The 17,815-nt window shown below is 61.4% G+C and carries 16 protein-coding genes and 1 pseudogene; 12 read left to right on the top strand and 5 right to left on the bottom strand.

The annotated features are described in order from the left end of the window. Positions 1-37 precede the first annotated feature (37 nt). From PZL22_RS01425 to ampC, 6 genes and pseudogenes are all read left to right on the top strand, one after another. Positions 38-1,126: pseudogene (locus PZL22_RS01425) on the top strand (ABC transporter ATP-binding protein). A gap of 87 nt (positions 1,127-1,213) precedes the next feature. Then, positions 1,214-2,482, top strand: a complete 1,269-nt coding sequence (locus PZL22_RS01420) for an ABC transporter substrate-binding protein (protein ID WP_004434530.1) — start codon at positions 1,214-1,216, stop codon at positions 2,480-2,482. Between the two features lie 78 nt (positions 2,483-2,560). Next, positions 2,561-3,436 (top strand): carbohydrate ABC transporter permease, encoded by an 876-nt coding sequence (locus PZL22_RS01415; protein WP_004434532.1) that lies wholly within the window; start codon positions 2,561-2,563, stop codon positions 3,434-3,436. Between the two features lie 3 nt (positions 3,437-3,439). Next, positions 3,440-4,264 (top strand): carbohydrate ABC transporter permease, encoded by an 825-nt coding sequence (locus PZL22_RS01410; protein ID WP_004434537.1) that lies wholly within the window; start codon positions 3,440-3,442, stop codon positions 4,262-4,264. A gap of 123 nt (positions 4,265-4,387) precedes the next feature. Beyond that, positions 4,388-5,308: an ArsR/SmtB family transcription factor gene (locus PZL22_RS01405; RefSeq protein WP_127516292.1), complete on the top strand. Its 921-nt coding sequence runs from the start codon at positions 4,388-4,390 to the stop codon at positions 5,306-5,308. Positions 5,309-5,588: 280 nt separating this feature from the next. Next, positions 5,589-6,779, top strand: a complete 1,191-nt coding sequence (gene ampC / locus PZL22_RS01400; protein ID WP_004434541.1) for a class C beta-lactamase — start codon at positions 5,589-5,591, stop codon at positions 6,777-6,779. A gap of 86 nt (positions 6,780-6,865) precedes the next feature. Here ampC and PZL22_RS01395 read toward each other — a convergent pair whose 3' ends face one another. Together PZL22_RS01395 and PZL22_RS01390 are read right to left on the bottom strand one after the other, a co-directional pair. After that, positions 6,866-7,165, bottom strand: a complete 300-nt coding sequence (locus tag PZL22_RS01395; protein ID WP_004434550.1) for a hypothetical protein — start codon at positions 7,163-7,165, stop codon at positions 6,866-6,868. A 201-nt stretch (positions 7,166-7,366) separates the two neighbouring features. Next, complete coding sequence (locus PZL22_RS01390; protein WP_004434552.1) at positions 7,367-8,416, bottom strand: LacI family DNA-binding transcriptional regulator; 1,050 nt, start codon at positions 8,414-8,416, stop codon at positions 7,367-7,369. Between the two features lie 272 nt (positions 8,417-8,688). Here PZL22_RS01390 and PZL22_RS01385 point away from each other — a divergent pair, with 272 nt between their 5' ends. The 6 genes from PZL22_RS01385 to PZL22_RS01360 all read left to right on the top strand — a co-directional run bounded on the left by PZL22_RS01385 (position 8,689) and on the right by PZL22_RS01360 (position 14,938). Beyond that, positions 8,689-9,681: a Gfo/Idh/MocA family protein gene (locus tag PZL22_RS01385; RefSeq protein WP_004434554.1), complete on the top strand. Its 993-nt coding sequence runs from the start codon at positions 8,689-8,691 to the stop codon at positions 9,679-9,681. 13 nt (positions 9,682-9,694) lie between these two features. Beyond that, positions 9,695-10,597, top strand: a complete 903-nt coding sequence (locus PZL22_RS01380; protein ID WP_004434557.1) for a sugar phosphate isomerase/epimerase family protein — start codon at positions 9,695-9,697, stop codon at positions 10,595-10,597. Positions 10,598-10,661: 64 nt separating this feature from the next. Next, a complete protein-coding gene (locus PZL22_RS01375; RefSeq protein ID WP_284718414.1) occupies positions 10,662-11,894 on the top strand; it encodes an ABC transporter substrate-binding protein in 1,233 nt (410 codons plus the stop codon). A 169-nt stretch (positions 11,895-12,063) separates the two neighbouring features. Then, positions 12,064-12,966, top strand: coding sequence for a carbohydrate ABC transporter permease (locus PZL22_RS01370; protein WP_284718413.1), 903 nt, complete (start codon positions 12,064-12,066; stop codon positions 12,964-12,966). After that, a complete protein-coding gene (locus PZL22_RS01365; RefSeq protein ID WP_004434577.1) occupies positions 12,963-13,790 on the top strand; it encodes a carbohydrate ABC transporter permease in 828 nt (275 codons plus the stop codon). The genes PZL22_RS01370 and PZL22_RS01365 overlap by 4 nt, the downstream gene beginning before the upstream one ends. Beyond that, positions 13,787-14,938, top strand: a complete 1,152-nt coding sequence (locus PZL22_RS01360) for an ABC transporter ATP-binding protein (RefSeq protein ID WP_004434579.1) — start codon at positions 13,787-13,789, stop codon at positions 14,936-14,938. Before PZL22_RS01365 ends, PZL22_RS01360 begins: the two co-directional genes overlap by 4 nt. Positions 14,939-15,084: 146 nt before the next feature. Here PZL22_RS01360 and PZL22_RS01355 read toward each other — a convergent pair whose 3' ends face one another. From PZL22_RS01355 to PZL22_RS01345, 3 genes are read right to left on the bottom strand one after another with little or no spacing between them, the layout of a single operon-like run. Continuing rightward, entirely contained in the window at positions 15,085-15,819 is a 735-nt protein-coding gene (locus tag PZL22_RS01355; RefSeq protein WP_004434582.1) for a FadR/GntR family transcriptional regulator, read from the bottom strand. 17 nt (positions 15,820-15,836) lie between these two features. After that, positions 15,837-16,805 carry a galactofuranose ABC transporter, permease protein YjfF gene (gene yjfF, locus PZL22_RS01350; protein WP_004434585.1) on the bottom strand — a complete coding sequence of 323 codons (969 nt, stop codon included), beginning with the start codon at positions 16,803-16,805 and terminating at the stop codon, positions 15,837-15,839. Continuing rightward, positions 16,802-17,815, bottom strand: coding sequence for an ABC transporter permease (locus tag PZL22_RS01345; protein WP_411974189.1), 1,014 nt, complete (start codon positions 17,813-17,815; stop codon positions 16,802-16,804). The genes yjfF and PZL22_RS01345 overlap by 4 nt, the downstream gene beginning before the upstream one ends.

The following is a 17,815-nucleotide window of genomic DNA, read 5'->3' as shown; positions in this document are numbered from 1 at the left end:
TGACGCCCGGGCCACAATTCACTATCGGGGAGGTTCAATGTCCGGAATCAAATTGACCGGCGTCAGCAAGTCGTTCGGCGCCGTGAAGGTGATCCATGGTGTCGATATCGAAATAGGGTAGGGCGAATTCGCTGTCTTCGTCGGGCCCTCGGGCTGCGGGAAGTCGACACTGTTGCGCATGATCGCGGGGCTGGAGGAGACGACCGGCGGCGAAATCAGGATCGATGCCGAGGACGTCACCCACAAGGAGCCATCGAAGCGCGGCGTCGCCATGGTCTTCCAGTCCTATGCGCTCTATCCGCACCTCTCCGTATTCGACAACATGGCGTTCAGCCTTTCCAGCGCCCGCCGGCCGAAGGCGGAGATCGAGCAGAAGGTCAAGGCAGCCGCGGAAATCCTTCGGCTCTCGGACTATCTGGACAGCAAGCCGAGCCAGCTTTCGGGCGGCCAGCGTCAGAGGGTCGCAATCGGGCGCGCAATCGTGCGGGAGCCGCGGGTCTTCCTTTTCGACGAGCCGCTTTCGAACCTCGATGCCGAGCTCAGGGTCAAGATGCGCATGGAGATCGCCCGGCTGCACCGCCAGATCGGGGCGACGATGGTCTATGTCACCCACGATCAGGTCGAGGCGATGACGCTGGCGGACAGGATCGTCGTGCTGAAGGCAGGCGTGGTTCAACAAACGGGTGCGCCCCTCGAGCTTTATCGAAATCCGGACAACATGTTCGTAGCGGGCTTCATCGGATCGCCGGGGATGAATTTCCTGAAGGCCCGGGTCGTTCCCGGCAGCGGCGACAGGCTCACGATCGAGCTCCACGACGCCCCCGGGGTTCCGTTCGAAATTCCGGCACGGGCGGGTCTCGCCGTGGGCGAAGAGATTTTCGTCGGGGTGAGGCCGGAGCACATCACGCTCGGCGAACGGGAAGGCGGCGTTGGCCTGGACGTGACGGCCGAGTTCATCGAGGAACTCGGCGGGACCGGCTACCTGCATGCCCTCACGACGACGGGCGAGGAGATGACCATCGAGTGCCGCGGCGAGGAGCGGCCGCAACCCAAGCAGGCGGTCCGCCTGACCTTGGCACCCGAGGAGGTGTTCGCCTTCGAGGGAAGCGGCGAGCGGCTCCGTTGAAAGCGGTTTCGGATGGGGAGGACATCCGGGCGAGGAGCAATGCGGCAAAAGCCGATGGATTGAACTTCAAAACAGGAGGAGAGAGACGTGAAGAAGCTACTGAAATTTGCCCTTGCGGCTGCGCTGGCGGTCCTGCCTTCGGCAGTTGCCCATGCACAGACGGACATTACCTGGTGGGACTTCCTCAGCGGCGGCGACGGCGTCCGCATGAAGGCGCTCATCAAGGAGTTCAACGACACGCACCCCGACATCCGCATCAACGCGACCACGCTCGAATGGGGCGTGCCCTTCTACAGCAAGGTTCAGACGGCGGCCGCCGTCGGCCAGCAGCCCGACATCATGACCTATCATCTGTCACGCTTCCCGCTTGCCATTCCCTCGGGCGTTCTGCGGCCGCTGGCACCTGAGGAACTCGAGGCAGCAGGCATCAAGAAGGAAAACTATGTCGAAGCGAGCTGGAACTCGGCTTCTGGCGACGGCAAGACCTATGGCGTTCCCTTCGATGTCCATTCGGTTGTCCTCTACTATAACAAGAACATCCTGAAGGAGGCGGGCCTGCTCGGGGACGACGGCCTGCCGAAGGGCCTGGACGGCCTCGACAACTTCAACGCCGCCCTCGAAAAGATCAAGGCGACCGGCAAGGTCCAATATCCGCTTTCGCTCCACACCGACGAAGGCGGCTCGATGTGGCGGGTATTCTACACGCTCCTTTCCCAACAGGGCGCCAAGTTCATCGAAGGCGAGGAGATCCTGCCGGGGGAGGCCGGCGTCAAGGCGCTGACATCGATGGCCAACTGGGTTTCGTCCGGCTATTCGCCGCAGCTCATATCCTATGAGGCTTCGATCGCTCTCTTCACCTCCGGCAAGGCGGCCATGCACATCAACGGCGTTTGGGAAGTGCCGACGATGGTGGATCTCGAGAAGAACAACAATCTCGGCTTCGAATGGGGCGCTATCCAAATCCCGGTTCTGATGGGACAGCCTGCGACCTGGGCGGACTCCCATGCCTTTGCCGTTCCGAACAGCGAAGAAAAACCGATCTCGCCGGAGAAGCTGAAAGCCGTTCTCCAGATCATTGCCTGGATGAACGAACACAGCATCTCCTGGGCCGGCGCTGGCCACATTCCGGCCTACAAACCAGTAACCGAAAGCGCCGAATTCAAGGCCATGCAGCCGAATTCGACCTACGTCAAGCTCGCCGACACCGCGGTTTTCGATCCTGTCTCGCCGCTGGCAGGCGTTGGCGGACCGATCTACGAGGCGACGCAGAATTTCATCGTGCCTGCCTTGAATGGCCAGCTCGATCCGGCGGATGCCATCGAGCAGATGCGTGAAGAACTGAAGAGCCAGATGTAACGCGTAGATCAATGAACCGGCCGGCCACCGTTGCCGGCCGGTGGTTCGTAAATTCGGCACGGGAGGACTATTTCGGTGATGACGAGCGAGAGACGGAGCAAGACGCTGACCGCGGTTCTGATGATCACACCGTTCGTGATCACCTATCTGACGGTCTTCGCCTATCCCGTCTGTAAGATGTTCGCCTTGAGCTTTACCAACGCACCGCTGGTCGGCGAAGGCGAGTGGGTCGGCTTCGACAATTATCTGAAGCTGCTCAACCAGAAACTGTTCTTCACATCGGTGTGGAACACCGGCTATTTCGTCGTGCTCACCGTCATACCCAACACGCTGATCGGTCTCGGTCTGGCGCTGATGGTCGTACGCCTCAAAGGCTGGCTGCAGAGCCTCATCCTGGTGCTGTTCTTCCTGCCCTATATCCTGCCGGTCTCGGTCGTCACGCAGATCTGGGAGTGGGTACTCGACCAGCAGTTCGGGATTGCGCAACATGTCATCGAATTCGTCACCGGCAGGCGCATCAGTGTCTTTCGCGACCCCTTATGGGCAATGCCCATGGTGGCCCTCGTCACCATCTGGTGGACCAACGGGTTCAATCTTCTGCTTTTCATAGCGGGCCTGCGCAATATTCCGACCGACTATTACGAGGCGGCAATGCTCGACGGCGCGACGCGCTGGCAATGCTTCAGGCGCATCACATGGCCGCTGATCTGGCCGGTCACCGCGCTCGTCCTGACACTGCAACTCATCCTGCAGCTCAAGATTTTCGATCAGGTCTATCTGATGACGGAAGGCGGTCCCTTCAACTCGACCTACGTCCTGCTTCAGCTCGTCTATCGCGAGGCGTTCCGCCTCAACCACGGCGGGCTCGGCTCGGCTGTGGCGGTCTTCCTGTTCCTGATCATCGTGACCGTATCGGTGCTTCAGTACCAGCTTCTGCGCGTGAGGGGGCGCTGAGCGATGCAACGGAAATCCATCGGCAATATCCTTCTTCTGCTTCTTACCCTGTGCGTCGCCTGCATGTGGGCCTTTCCCCTCTATTGGGCGGCGGTGACGTCGATGAAGCCGGAACAGGAGGTTATCAGCAAGACGACCTTCATCCCCGACGTCTTCAACTTCTCGGCCTATTATTTCGCCCTGTTCGAGACCAATCTCGCAACCTGGTACGTGAACTCGCTCGTCACCTCGATCACGGTCACCGTGGTCGTGATCCTGATCAGCGTCATGTGCGCCTATGCGCTGTCGCAGATCGTCTTTCCTGGAAGGCGGCTCCTTTACGGGATCATTCTCGCGAGCTTCATGGTTCCATCCCAGGCGCTCGTCGTTTCGCAATTCGTGCTGATGTACCGCTTCGGCCTGATCAACAGCTGGGGCGGCATCATCTTGCCTCAGCTCATCGTCCCGGTGGTCGTGATCGTCTACAAGCAGTTCTTCGATTCCGTGCCGAAGGAACTGCGCGAGGCGGCAAAGCTCGACGGCTGCGGCGATTTCCAGATCCTGTTCCGGCTTTATCTTCCGCTCAACTGGGGGATCACGACGGCGCTGGCGATCATCACCTACATCATGGCCTGGAACGCCTTCCTCTGGCCGTTCCTCGTCACGAATTCGGAGGAGATGATGACGGTGACCGTCGGCATCACACAGGTCGACGACGCCTTCGGTGTGAAATATGCACGCGACATGGCCGTCGCCATTCTCGCGGCCATGCCGGTCGCGCTCGCCTATCTGCTCTTCCAGAAGAGGGTGACGCAGGCGCTCATGCTGTCGTCCGGCATCAAGGGCTGAGCCGACGATCCGCGGCGGTCTCGGCGGCCTCGGATCGGAATTCGTGAAACGAAACAATGCGACAATTGGCGGAAGGGCGTTACAGCGCAGATCACGCCTGAGCCGGAGCGGCAGTAGCAGAGTATGGAGACGAAGCTTCTTACAGTGGACCCGATCAAGGATGCGGATGTCGTCCAGGCCTTGGGCTCGGCAACGCGCATCGAGATCCTCAACCTTCTGCGCCTGAAGGGGCCTCTGAACGTCAACGAGATCGCGACCCATATGGGCCTGCCGCAATCGACGACGGCAACCAACCTCAAGTCGCTCGAGAGGGCCGGCCTCATCCAGACGCATACGATGAAGGCGACCAAGGGGAATCAGAAGATCTGTTCCAGCATCTACGGCGAGATCCTCATCCGCTTCGACGACCGCACCAATCTTTCAGACGACGTCGTGACCGTCAGCATGCCGATCGGCCTTTTCACCGAATTCGAGGTGGAAGCGCCCTGCGGACTCTGTTCGGTCAACAACGTCATCGGCATGCTCGACGTCCAGGAAGTCTTTCTCGATCCGCAGCGCATGCAGGCCGCACTGCTCTGGTTCACGCGCGGCTATGTCGAATACAAGTTTCCGAACAATGCCAAGGTCACGGGACGGACGGTCCGCAAGATCGAGTTCTCCGCCGAACTGAGCTCCGAGACGCCGGCCACGAACGCCAACTGGCCCTCCGACATCTCTATCTGGATCAACGGCATCAAGGCCGGCTACTGGACGTCGCCCGGCGACTACGGCGACCGACGGGGCATGTATTCGCCGGCCTGGTGGAAACTCAGCGGCTCGCAATACGGCAAGCTCAAGACCTGGACCATCGACGACCGCGGTACATGGATCGACGGCGCGATGGTGTCGAGTCAGACGATAAATTCCCTCGGCATACCGGATCATCATTCGATACGGTTCCGGATCGGCATCGACGAGAAGGCGGAGAACCCCGGAGGGCTCAACATCTTCGGCAAGGGTTTCGGCGATTTCGACCAGGACATCGACATGACGATCTATTTCTAGGTTTCCGGTGTCGGGCTCAGGTAGCGCCGTGTTCGTGGCCTCTACAAGCCAGGTCCGGAGGTGACGGATGCAGTGCGATGCCCAAGTTCTTCTAATGGCTCGCGCAAGATCTTGTCGTTTGTGAAATGCGCACAGGGCTCATATGCATGTCTCGTCCGTTTGCCTCTTCCGGTTCCTATGCGCCGGGCACGCGCCGTAGCTCCGGCGCATCCGGGCTGATGGACGGCCGCATCCGCCGTGCGGCAGAGATCCACACGAACACGAGGTCTAGACACCTGTCATGACAAAGTTTTCCGCGACGAAATTCGCAATGGCTGCGGCTGTTTTGCTCTGCTGCGGAGCCGGTGCGCACGCCGCCGACCGAGGCGAGCAAGGAGAGCTTGCACGCGTAGTGGATGAGACGATCCGGCCGCTGATGAAGGAGCATGGCGTTCCGGGAATGGCGATCGCGGTCACCGTCCGCGGAAAGAAGTACATCTTCAATTATGGCCTGGCGTCGAGAGAGAGCGGGCAGAAGGTCACCGACGAAACGATGTTCGAGATCGGCTCGATCAGCAAGACCTTCACGGCGACGCTCGCATCCTATGCCGCAGCGCGTGGGGATCTGGCCCTGTCCGATCCTGCCGGCAAATATCTGCCCGCGCTCGCCGGGACCCGTTTCGACGACATCAGCCTTCTCGATCTCGGGACCTATACCGCCGGCGGACTGCCATTGCAGTTTCCCGATTCCGTTACCGACCAGGAGAGCATGATCGACTACTACAGAGATTGGCGCCCGACCTATGCCGCCGGGACGCACAGGCTCTACTCGAACCCGAGCATCGGCCTCTTCGGCTATCTCGCCGCAAAGAGCATGGGCGAGCCTTTCGCCGATCTGATGGAGAAGAGCATATTCCCGGCATTCGGCCTGACGAGCACCTTCATAGCCGTTCCGCAGGACCGGGCGGACGACTATGCCTATGGTTATTCGAAAGCCGGCAAGCCGATCCGCGTCACGCGCGGCGTTCTCGACTCGGAAGCCTATGGCGTAAAGACGACCGCTGCCGATCTGATCCGCTTCGTTGAGGCAAACATCGATGGAACGGGCCTGGACGAGCGGATCCGGCGCGCGATCGCCGCAACGCACACCGGATACTTCGAGGTCGGCGCCATGACGCAGGGGCTCGGCTGGGAGATGTATCCCTATCCGACGAAGCTCGACGATCTGCTTGGCGGCAATTCCAGTCGGATGGCGCTCGAGCCGCACAAGGTGAGCAAGCTCGTTCCGCCCGCGGCGCCCCAGGAAAACGTGTGGATCAACAAGACCGGCTCGACCAACGGTTTCGGCGCCTATGTAGCCTTCGTCCCGGCCGAGCGCATCGGCGTCGTGATGCTGGCGAACAGGAATTACCCGATTCCTGCCCGCGTGAAAGCCGCATACCAGATACTGTCGACGCTCGAGAGCGACCCCGGATCGGCGGACGCCCGCTGAAGCCGGCCGCCATCGTACCGCGCTCCGATCGGGGCGCGGTGCTAGACCCGCATGACGAGAAGTGCGTTCCTCGACGCGTCGATTATTCAATAAGCTCTTGGGGGTACAAACAGGCAGATCGTCTTCCCATAGGCTTTGCCCGCCGCAGAGCACCAGTGGTACTCGCCGTCCGGCGACATTCGAACCCTGCTGTCGGCATAGGGGAGGACTTCGCCAGTAGCTCTGACGATATAGCCTTGCGGTCGCTCGCTGATCGCGGTCTGCGCGACCTTGCGGCAATCCATTGTTGAACAGCAGGCGCTCGGATACTGCCAACCGCTTGGAGCGTCGTGGGCAAAGGCCGTCGTTGCGGACAGCCCGGCGAGTAGGAAGAGAAATCCGCGCATGGGGTCTCCTTTCAGGAGCAGTCACCAATCCGGACTGCAGCCGGCAGGTTCGCTACGGCGGCCGTGCGTCCAAGCGCAGAACCCGCCTAGCACTTTGCGTGCTCCATGACATTGGCGCGCAATCGGCTCCGATTTAAGGAATCATGCAGCAAGCTTCAAACCTGCGGATCGGTAAGATGATCCACCCCGGCGGGGCTTATGTCAGCCGCGACTTTCGTCCCCATTGACGAGAAAGCCGTCGCTTTCGCCCTCGACCAGCTCCATCGGCCAGACTGCGTTTACCAGCGCTTGCGGATAATGGTCCTTGAAAGCAGGCATCGTCGACAGCAGCGTTTCCGCAAGCGCTATGCCGAGGTCGCGCAGCGACAGGCGGAAGCAGGTGAGCGGCGGCGAGAGAAAGTGTGCATGCGGGCTGTAGCGCCCGATCACCGCAATGTCGCGGCCCGGCCTGACGCCCGCTTCGGAGAGGCCCTGGTAGAACCCGATGGCGATCGTCTCATTGACGAGCAGGGCAGCCGTCGGCCGGTCCTTGAGGGCCAGGAGTTCGCGCGCGATCTGATAGCCGCCGGTCTCGTTCGGCGTCGATCGGAAGATCAATTCTTCCTCCAGGGGAAGGCCATGCGCGGCAAGCGCCTCGCGGCAGCGGTCGACGAAGACATAACCGAGGTTGGCATCGTCGTGCGGACGGGTGACCGCGATGCGGCGATGTCCGCGCGCAACCAGACGGTCGATGGCGATCTGCGCCATCCCCTCGAAATCGAGGTCGAGCCAGGGGCGGCCGGCATCCGTCAGGCTTCGGCCGAGCGTTACGAAGGGGATATTGCGTTCGGCCAGAAACTCTATGCGCGGATCGTGGCGCCGGGTTGCCGAAAGGATCAATCCGTCGGCAAAACCGCGCGCGACGACGCGGCGCAGGTAATCGGTGGGATCTTCCTCGGACGAGCAGAGCAGGGCGACAAGGTCGAGCTTGTGCCTGGCGAAAACTGCCTGCACGCCGTCGAAGACGCTCATGAAGAACGTGTCGCCCTGACCGGTGATCTCCGTTCCGGTCTGCATCATGAAGCCGATGATGTTGGTGGTGCCCTGCCTCAGGCTGCGGCCGGACTGGTTCGCCACATAACCGAGCCTTTCAGCCGCCTCCAGGACACGCCTGCGCGTCTCCTCATTGACGTCGGGGCGGCCGTTCAGTGCACGCGAAACGGTTCCGATCGAAATATCGAGATGCTGCGCCAGGCGCCGAATTCCCTTCATGCGAAGCGCTTTTCCTCTCTGATTACCGGTCAACCCGGTCACACCGACCCGCAATCGACGCGCCCGTTATACTGTGAAATTGAACCGGGCAGGCGGCCATAAGCAGCCCGCAATTTCCCTGACATCGACCGAGCTTTCCGAATCCCTATTGACATGTTTCGGAAAGTCCGCATAGTTCCGTAAACGTTTACGGTGGCCGAAACAAGCCGGAAACGCAGGTTTGTGGGAGGAGAATGGTGATTTTGCGCGCAGTTCTGTGCGGGTGCGGAGCTATGGCCAAAGGTTGGCTCAAGGCGATCGCCGCGGACCGCGAACTCCAGTCGGCAATCCGGATCGTCGGGCTCGTCGACGTGAATCCCGAAGCGGCTCGTGCGCTCGCGGCGGAATTCGACATCGAAGGCGCCGTTGTCGGTTCAGACTTCGATGCGGTGTTGACGGAAACGGCACCCGACATCCTTTTCGACATCGTCGTACCTGCTGCGCGCCGCGACGTGGTCGCCACCGCGCTCAGGCACGGCTGTCACGTGCTGAGCGAGAAGCCGATGGCGGCCTCGCTCGAGGCCGCCATCGAGCTGATCGAACTCGCCAGAAATGCGGGCAGGATCCATGCAATCGTGCAGAACCGCCGCTTCATCTCCGGCATACGCCGCATACGCCGGTTCATCGAAAGCGGCGCGATAGGAGATCTGACGGGCATCCACTGCGACTTCTTCATCGGCGCGCATTTTGGCGGCTTTCGCGAAGAGATGGAGCATGTGCTGCTTCTCGACATGGCGATCCACACCTTCGATGCCGCCCGGTTCATCGCCGATAAGACACCGCTCGCCGTGTATTGCCACGAAGAAAACCCGCAGGGCTCCTGGTACGCGCACGGCGCGGCCGCCACCGCGATATTCGAGCTTTCCGACGATGTGACCTTCACCTATCGCGGTTCTTGGTGTGCCGAAGGCGCCAATACGAGCTGGGAGAGCGAGTGGCGGATTATCGGCACCAAGGGCACGCTGCTCTGGGACGGCGCCGAGGCGCTGAGCGCGAACCGTGTCGCCGGCAGCGAGGGCTTCTTCCGTCCGCTCGTACCGGTCGAAGTTCCCGAAGCAGCCGATCCGCTTGAAACGCACGGGCATGCCAGCGTCATCGCCGATTTCGTCGCTGCGGTCCGCTCCGGGACCAAGCCGGAAACGGCGGGCGACGACAATATCAACAGCCTTGCCATGGTCTTTGCGGCGATCGAAAGCGCCCGCACCCGGCAACGCGTGACAATCTGAAGTGAGGCATCTGATGAGCAATCCAGCCAAATCCATCCGCGTCGGCACCATGGTCAGCGCCACAAAGGGCGAAGCCGCGAAGCGCATAGGCGAGATCGCCGATCTGGGTTTCGAAAGCTTCGAACCCTTCTTCTGGCAGACCACCAACGGGCAGGATCTTGCTGAGCTCGGCAAGCACTGCCGTGAGGCAATCGGCGACCGCGACATCACGATCTCGACGCTCGGCATGTTCGGCAATCCGCTGGAGGAGACCGACATCGACCTCCAGAGCCTGCAGGGCTGGAAGGACTGCATCGACAACGCCCATCATTTCGGCGCGACATGCGTCGCCGGCTTTACAGGACGCATCCGCAGCCGGCCGCTGACCGACAGCCTGCCGCGCTACCGCAAGATCTGGCGCGAGCTCGCCCAGCGCGCGGCCGATAAGGGCGTAAAGATCGCCTTTGAGAACTGCGCAATGGACGGCAACTGGGCGACCGGCGACTGGAACATCGCTCACAATCCGGACGCCTGGGAACTCATCTTCAACGAGACGCCGGACGACAACATCGGCCTGGAGTGGGAGCCTTGCCACCAGATGGTCTATCTGATCGATCCGCTGCCGCAGATTCGCAAATGGGCGCACAAGATCTTCCATGTGCACGGCAAGGACGCGACGATCCGCTGGGACGTCATCCGCGAGCACGGCATCTTCGGCAAGGAAAAGTTCGTCTTCATGCGCACGCCCGGGTTCGGCGACAGCAATTGGACCGACATCATCTCGGAACTCCGGCTCGCCGGCTGGTCCGGTTCGATCGACATCGAAGGCTGGCATGACCCGGTATATCGCGATGCGCTGGAAATGACGGGCCAGGTGCACGCTCTGAATTACCTGAAAGGCTGCCGCGGCGGCGACTTCGTCGCCGATCCGGCCTGAGACATGCCCGACGGCCGGCACGGGGGGCGCCGGCCCTCGGAAAAACCCGAAAGAGGAGGAGTCCATGGGTATCCGTAAATATGCAATGCTGGGCGCATTCGCCCTTGCCAGTGTTTCCTTGCCGACCTTTTCGGCGAGCGCCGAGGATGTAACGATTAGTGTCTGGTCGCTGGACCGGGACATCCAGCCGGCACCAAACTTGATAGAAGATTTCAACAAGCTGAACACCGGTATTAAAGTGGAATATCGGCAGATCCAGTTCGACGACGTGGTCAGCGAAGCGATGCGAGCCTATTCGACGGGGCAGGCGCCGGACATCATCGCTGTCGACAATCCCGAACACGCGCTCTTTGCGTCCCGCGGTGCATTTCTCGATCTGAGCGAGATGATCGCGAAGTCCTCGGTCGTCAAGCCGGAGAACTACTTCAAGGGGCCACTCGCCTCCGTGACCTGGGACGGGAAATATTACGGCGTCCCCAAGGCGACCAACACGATCGCCCTTTACTACAACAAGGACATGTTCAAGGCCAAGGGCCTGGACCCGAACAAGCCTCCGCAAACCTGGGACGAACTCGTCGAGGCGGCGCGCAAGCTGACCGACCCGGCTCAGAACGTCTACGGCATCACCTTCTCAGCCAAAGCCAACGAGGAGGGGACATTCCAGTTCCTCCCCTGGGCGCAGATGGCCGGCGGCGGTTACGACAACATCAACGCCGAGGGCGCGGTCAAGGCGCTCGACGTCTGGAAAACGATCATCGACGAGAAACTCGCCTCGCCGGATACGCTGACACGCAGCCAATGGGACGCCACCGGTACCTTCAATTCCGGCAACGCGGCCATGGCGATCTCCGGTCCCTGGGAAATCGATCGTATGCTCGAGGAAGCGAAGTTCGATTGGGGCGTAGCGCTGCTGCCCGTACCGGAAGTCGGCGCGGAACGCTCTTCGGCCATGGGCGATTTCAACTGGGCGGTCTTCGCGAATACCGAGCATCCGGAAGAAGCCTTCAAGGTCCTCGAATATTTCGTTTCGCAGGACGACCGGATGTTCAAGGACTTCGGGCAACTGCCGCCGCGCTCCGACATCGCCATCCTGGCGACCGGCGAGCCGAAAAAGGACGCGGCACTCCAGGTCTTCGTGGAACAGCTGAAATATGCGAAGCCCCGCGGCCCTCATCCCGCATGGCCGAAGATCTCCAAAGCTATTCAGGACGCCATCCAGGCAGCGCTTACCGGGCAGATGAGTTCCAAGGAAGCGCTCGACCAGGCGGCCGAGAAGATAAAGGCGGTTCTCGGCTGAGCCCGCAAGCGCTTTTCCTGGAATGATCTAAACGGCAAATGGAATTCACTGGTGGATTGTAGCGACGATCCGCCCAGGATTTTCTCCCGAGAGAGGCGATCCCCGGCTTCGGCCGGGGTCGCCGCTGCATAGGCCGCGCAAGACTCGGCCAAGGGACAGGTGATCGCCAATGAAAAGAATTCTATCGAGCATAAGGGATGGCAGGGGCTTCGATATCGGCCTTGTGAGCTTGCCGCTAGCATTCCTGTTCGTCCTCTCCGGACTGCCGCTTGTCTACAATGTCGTGATGAGCTTCCAGGAAGTCGACATGTTCAGCCTCGGCAGCTTTTCGCGGCCGTTCGTGGGCTTCAAGAATTATATCGACCTTTTCGCTCAACCCGAAACCTGGCCCATTCTCCTCAACACGGCCATCTTCGTGACCGCCTCGATCGCCGGGCAGTTCCTCATAGGCTTCGGTCTCGCGCTGTTCTTCTGGGTCGATTTCCCCGGTGCGTCGTGGCTGCGCGGCCTCTTCCTCGTCTCCTGGGTCATGCCGGGCCTCGTGGTCGGCGCCATCTGGAACTGGATTCTCTCGGGTGATTTCGGCGTCCTCAATTTTCTGCTGCGGGAAGCAGGCGTGATTTCCGCCAACATCTTCTGGCGTTCGGACCCGAACTATTCGCTCTGGGCCGTGATCATCGCCAATATCTGGCTCGGCACGTCATTCAACATGATCATGCTTTCGGTCGGCCTGTCAGGTATTCCGAAGGACCTCTACGAGGCGGCCGAGCTCGACGGTGCCAATGCGTTCCAGCGCTTCTGGACGATCACTCTGCCGATGATGCGCTCGACGATCGGTGCCATTGTCGCGCTCGGGCTCATCTTCACTTTGCAGCAATTCGATCTCTTCGCCGCCATCACGTCCGGAGGGCCGAACAATACCTCCAATGTCACGCAATACTGGGCCTGGGACCTTTCCTTCCGCCAGTATGATTTCGCCAAGGGCGCGACGATCTCGGTGATCATGATCGTCTTCGTGATGTTCGCCTCCGTCGTCTATGTCCGCTCAACGCGCCATGAGGTCAGAGGATGAGCGACACTTTCCGCAATCGGTTGATGCTGGCTGTCGCGCTCGTGCTCGCGGCCATCTATCTCTTCCCGCTCTACTGGATGTACATCACCGCCCTGAAGACCGGGTCGGCGATGTTTGCGACCCCGCCGAAATTCTGGCCGAGCGAGCCGCAATGGAGCATCTACGCCTTCGTCTGGGAGAGCCGCAACATGGCGCGGTATCTCTGGAATTCGCTCGTCATCGCTTTCGGCTCGGTGGCGCTGATCGCCGTGCTCGGCGTCGGTTGCGCCTATGTGCTCGCGCGCTATCGCAACGTTTGGGTGGACATCGGCCTGTTTCTCATCCTGATGCTTCAGGTGTTACCCGCTTCGCTGATGGTGACGCCAATTTTCGTCGGCTTCTCGCAAGTGGGCCTCCTCGATACGCCGCGTCTTGCCGTGATCCTGGCGATCGCTGCCAAAAGCATGCCCTTCTTCGTGGTCCTCGTCCGCGCGACCTTCATGAGCGTGCCGATGGAGCTCGAAGAGGCAGCGCTCGTCGACGGCAATTCGCGCATCGGCGCCTTCTTCAACATCGTGCTGCCGCTCGCCCGGAACGGCATTCTCGTGAGCGCGATCCTGATCTTCATGCAGGCCTTCGGCGAATTCGTCTATTCGAAATCGATGATCCAGGCCGTCGAACTGCAGCCCGCAAGTGTCGGCCTCAACACCTTCATGGGGCCGAATACCAATGAATGGAACAATATCATGGCCTATGCCACGATCTATGTGACGCCCATCCTTGCCGCTTTCATCCTCTTGCAGCGCCGCATCGTTTCCGGCCTCACTTCAGGAGCCCTCAAATGACCCTTCAGATCGAGCTCAACGGCGTCAACAAATTCTACGGTTCCTACCACGCACTCAAGGACATCGATCTCGCGATAGAGGAGGGGACCTTCGTTGCCCTTGTCGGCCCTTCCGGCTGCGGCAAGTCCACGCTCCTGCGGTCTCTGGCCGGGCTCGAGAAGATTTCGGCCGGCGAGATGAAGATCGCCGGGGCGCGGATGAACGACGTTCCGCCGCGCAAGCGCGACGTCGCAATGGTCTTCCAGTCCTATGCGCTCTACCCCCATATGACGGTGGAGGAGAATCTGACCTACAGCCTGCGCATACGCGGCGTCAAAAAGGCGGAGGCGCTGAAGGCGGCGGCCGAAGTGGCGACGACCACCGGTCTTTCCCACCTCATGAAGCGCTATCCTCGCGAACTCTCCGGCGGGCAACGCCAGCGGGTTGCGATGAGCCGCGCCATCATCCGTCATCCCAAGGCATTCCTCTTCGACGAGCCCTTGTCTAATCTCGATGCGGCGCTGCGCGTGCATATGCGCAAGGAGATCCGGGCGCTGCATGACCGGCTGGGGGCGACCTCCGTCTATGTGACCCACGATCAGATCGAGGCAATGACCATGGCGGATCATGTCGTCGTCATGCGCGACGGTGTCATCGAGCAGCAGGGCCGCCCGCTCGATCTCTACGACAGACCGGCCAATCGCTTTGTTGCAGGTTTCATCGGCTCGCCGGCGATGAACTTCATTCCGGCGGTCGTGGAGGCGGACGGCAGCCACTTGGCTCTCGACCTCGGGGCCACAAGGGCGAGGTTCTCGCTCATCGACCCGGTTCGGCCGGGGGCATCGGTCACGGTGGGCATTCGGCCGGAACACATCCGCATCGTCGGCGCCGGGCAGGGTGCATTCGATATTCCCGTCGGCGTCGTGGAGTCGACCGGCTCGGCCACCTACATTACCTCCGCGACCCAGCCGGAACTCATGGTCGTGGAGACGGGACGCTCCGCTGCATCCGGCGGGGAGCTTATCGGTCTGGCGATAGACCCGAAGCAATTGCATATCTTCGATGCGGAAACGGGCGTGCGGGTGGAAGCCGAAACGAGGCGCTCGAATGCGCCGTCTCCGTCGCGAGCCGCCCCTCATCCCGCTGCCGCGACCTTCTCCCCGTTTTGACGTCGTCTTGACGGGGAGAAGGGGCAAGCGGCTACGCCACAGTCCTCTCAGCGACTTGTAAGTGAGACAGAGGGCCCCGCGAGTTCCCTTCGCCCCGCCTGCGGGGAGAAGTTGGCCGGCAGGCCGGATGAGGGGCCATCGCCTCGCTAACTCTCCCGCCCCCTCAGATCCATGATCAACCGCTCCTGACCGACGCGGATCACGTGTTCCATCGCGTTGCGCGCGCCTTCTTCGTCGCGGCGCCGGATTTCCTCGACGATGCGGATATGCGCGATCGCGACGCGGTCGATCTCCGTTTCATCGGCTGTCGGACTGGTAAGCTGAAAAACGCCCATCAGCGCCGCCTCGATCAGGCTGCCGACCGTCCGCATGAACGGATTGAGCGAGGCTTCCAGGAGGCGGAGGTGGAATTCGAGATCTGCGAGCGCCAGCGTGTGGGGGCTGTGGCTGGCATCGCCCATCGCGACGGCAAGCCGCATCATCCGGGCGATGTCCGCGTCGCTGGCGCGGCGCGCTGCCAGTGCCGCCGCATAGGGTTCGAGGGCCAACCGCACCTCGCTCACATGACGCAGGAAATCCTCGTCGACACCGGCACCGAAATGCCAGGTGAGCACGTCGCTGTCGAAGAGGTTCCAGTGCGCCCGGGGCAGCACGCGCGTGCCGATGCGGGCGCGGGCGACGACGAGGCCTTTGGCGGCAAGCGTCTTCATCGCTTCGCGCAGTACGGTGCGCGATACGTTGAAGCGCGCGGCGAGATCCGTGTCGCCCGGCAGCGTCTCGCCGATCGCAAACTCCCCACCGACCACCGCCTGGCCAAGCTCCTCGACGACGAGCCTGTGGCTCGTGCGTTTGCCGCGTTGATTTCCGAAGCTCCCCGGCATGGCACCCGGTCCCGCGGCTACGCCCGCTGCCGTTCGGGACGCGACAGGTGGATGATCCCCTTCTGCAGCAGGATGAAGGCAAAGAGCAGGAGCCCGATCAGGATCTTCGTCCACCAGCTCGAAAGCGTGCCGTCGAACGTGATGTATGTCTGGATGAGACCCTGGATGAGGATCCCGACCAACGTTCCGGCAACGAAGCCGGATCCGCCGGTGAGCAGCGTTCCGCCGATGACGACGGCGGTGATGGCGTCCAGCTCGACGCCGACGGCGGCCAGCGAGTATCCGGCGGAGGTATAGAGCGAGAAGACGATGCCCGACAGGCCGGCGAGCAGCCCGGACAGCGCGTAGATCCGGATGGTGGTGGCGGCGACCGGAACGCCCATGAGCTTTGCCGTCGCCGTGCCGCCGCCGAGCGCATAGATATTCGTGCCGAAGCGCGTCCGGTGGGCGATGAGAATGCCGACCGCGAAGACGAACAGCATCAGGCCGCCTATGAGGGTGATGCGCCCGCCGCCCGGCAACTTGAAATAGAGGCTCTTTAAGGTCGCGTAGAAGGGGTGCTTGATCGGAATGGAGTCGATCGACAGTACGAAGGCCATGCCGCGGGCGAGGAACATGCCGGCGAGCGTAACGATGAAAGCCGGCATTTCGAGATAGTGGATGATCGCCCCCATCAGCGCTCCGAACAGCGTCGTGACGGCCAGCAGCAACGCGAAGGCGACGAGCGGATGCATGCCGCCATGCTCGAGTACGACGGCCAGAAAGACACCGGCAAATGCGATCACAGCGCCGATCGACAGATCGATGCCGCCCGAGAGGATGACGAAGGTCATGCCGACGGCGGCGATGCCGAGGAAGGCATTGTCGGTCAGAAGGTTTCCGATCACACGGGTCGAGAGCATGTTCGGATACTGCGCGACGCAGAGCGCGTAACTTAAGAAAAAGATCAAGATCGTCGCCGTAAGTGGAAGATATTTCTGCTTCATTTCGCTTCTCGCTCGGTCGGCTTGCCGGCTGCCTTCGGGATACTCAGAAACGAGACCCCCGTGCGGAAGCGCGGTGACTGGAGCACCAGGATGAAGATGATGATCGCCGCCTTGATGATGAGGTTGAACTCGGGCGGGAAGCCGGACAGGAGAATGCCTGTATTGATCGCCTGGATGATGACGGCGCCCAGTACCGACGCCGCAATGCTGAAGCGGCCGCCGAGCAGCGATGTGCCGCCGACGACCACCGCGAGAATCGCGTCGAGTTCCAGCCATAGACCGGCATTGTTGGCGTCGGCGCCCCGGATGTCGGCGGCGGCGATGATGCCGGCAATCGCGGCGCAGAGACCCGAGAGCACGTAAGCGGCCACGAGCAGGACGGGGGTGAGCACGCCCGAGAGCGTGCTTGCCTGCGGGTTGATGCCGATCGCTTCGATCAGCATGCCGAGCGCCGTCCGCCGAACGAGAAGGGCGACGAGCAGGCCGAAAACCAGCCAGATCACGATCGGCATGGGCAGGCCGGCAAAGGAACCGCTGCCGATGAAGATCAGGCCGGGATCATTGAAGGTGAGAATGGTTCCTTCGGTGATGAGCTGGGCTATGCCGCGCCCCGCCACCATCAGCACGAGAGTCGCGATGATCGGTTGGATGTCGAGGACGGCGACCAGAACCCCGTTCCAGATGCCGCAGATAATGCCGACCGCGAGCGTGGCGAGGAGGGTCTCGGTAAGCGAATGTCCGGACGTGATCAGCGAGGCGGCAACCGCGCCGCAGATCGCCATCACAGCGCCGACGGAAAGATCGATCCCCTTGGTGGCGATGACGACGGTCATTCCGATCGCCAGAAGAACGACGGGCGCGCCGCGGTTGAGGATGTCGATCATACTTCCATACAGACGACCATTCTGAATCTGCAGGTTTAGAAAACCGGGAAAGACGATTGAAATAGCTATGACAATTGCCGCCAATGCGATGAGCTGCGGCAGCAGGCGGCCGGCATAGGTCCGCAT

It is taken from the genome of Ensifer meliloti, from assembly GCF_030064585.1.
Taxonomy (GTDB): domain Bacteria; phylum Pseudomonadota; class Alphaproteobacteria; order Rhizobiales; family Rhizobiaceae; genus Sinorhizobium; species Sinorhizobium meliloti.
This window is presented reverse-complemented; position numbering and strand designations above follow the sequence as displayed.

Coding starts and splice junctions, on each gene's coding strand:
- PZL22_RS01415 (WP_004434532.1), top strand. CDS start 2,561: ATGACGAGCGAGAGACGGAGCAAGACGCTGACCGCGGTTCTGATGATC.
- PZL22_RS01410 (WP_004434537.1), top strand. CDS start 3,440: ATGCAACGGAAATCCATCGGCAATATCCTTCTTCTGCTTCTTACCCTG.
- PZL22_RS01405 (WP_127516292.1), top strand. CDS start 4,388: ATGGAGACGAAGCTTCTTACAGTGGACCCGATCAAGGATGCGGATGTC.
- ampC (WP_004434541.1), top strand. CDS start 5,589: ATGACAAAGTTTTCCGCGACGAAATTCGCAATGGCTGCGGCTGTTTTG.
- PZL22_RS01395 (WP_004434550.1), bottom strand. CDS start 7,165: ATGCGCGGATTTCTCTTCCTACTCGCCGGGCTGTCCGCAACGACGGCC.
- PZL22_RS01390 (WP_004434552.1), bottom strand. CDS start 8,416: ATGAAGGGAATTCGGCGCCTGGCGCAGCATCTCGATATTTCGATCGGA.
- PZL22_RS01385 (WP_004434554.1), top strand. CDS start 8,689: ATGGCCAAAGGTTGGCTCAAGGCGATCGCCGCGGACCGCGAACTCCAG.
- PZL22_RS01380 (WP_004434557.1), top strand. CDS start 9,695: ATGAGCAATCCAGCCAAATCCATCCGCGTCGGCACCATGGTCAGCGCC.
- PZL22_RS01375 (WP_284718414.1), top strand. CDS start 10,662: ATGGGTATCCGTAAATATGCAATGCTGGGCGCATTCGCCCTTGCCAGT.
- PZL22_RS01370 (WP_284718413.1), top strand. CDS start 12,064: ATGAAAAGAATTCTATCGAGCATAAGGGATGGCAGGGGCTTCGATATC.
- PZL22_RS01365 (WP_004434577.1), top strand. CDS start 12,963: ATGAGCGACACTTTCCGCAATCGGTTGATGCTGGCTGTCGCGCTCGTG.
- PZL22_RS01360 (WP_004434579.1), top strand. CDS start 13,787: ATGACCCTTCAGATCGAGCTCAACGGCGTCAACAAATTCTACGGTTCC.
- PZL22_RS01355 (WP_004434582.1), bottom strand. CDS start 15,819: ATGCCGGGGAGCTTCGGAAATCAACGCGGCAAACGCACGAGCCACAGG.
- yjfF (WP_004434585.1), bottom strand. CDS start 16,805: ATGAAGCAGAAATATCTTCCACTTACGGCGACGATCTTGATCTTTTTC.
- PZL22_RS01345 (WP_411974189.1), bottom strand. CDS start 17,815: ATGCGGACCTATGCCGGCCGCCTGCTGCCGCAGCTCATCGCATTGGCG.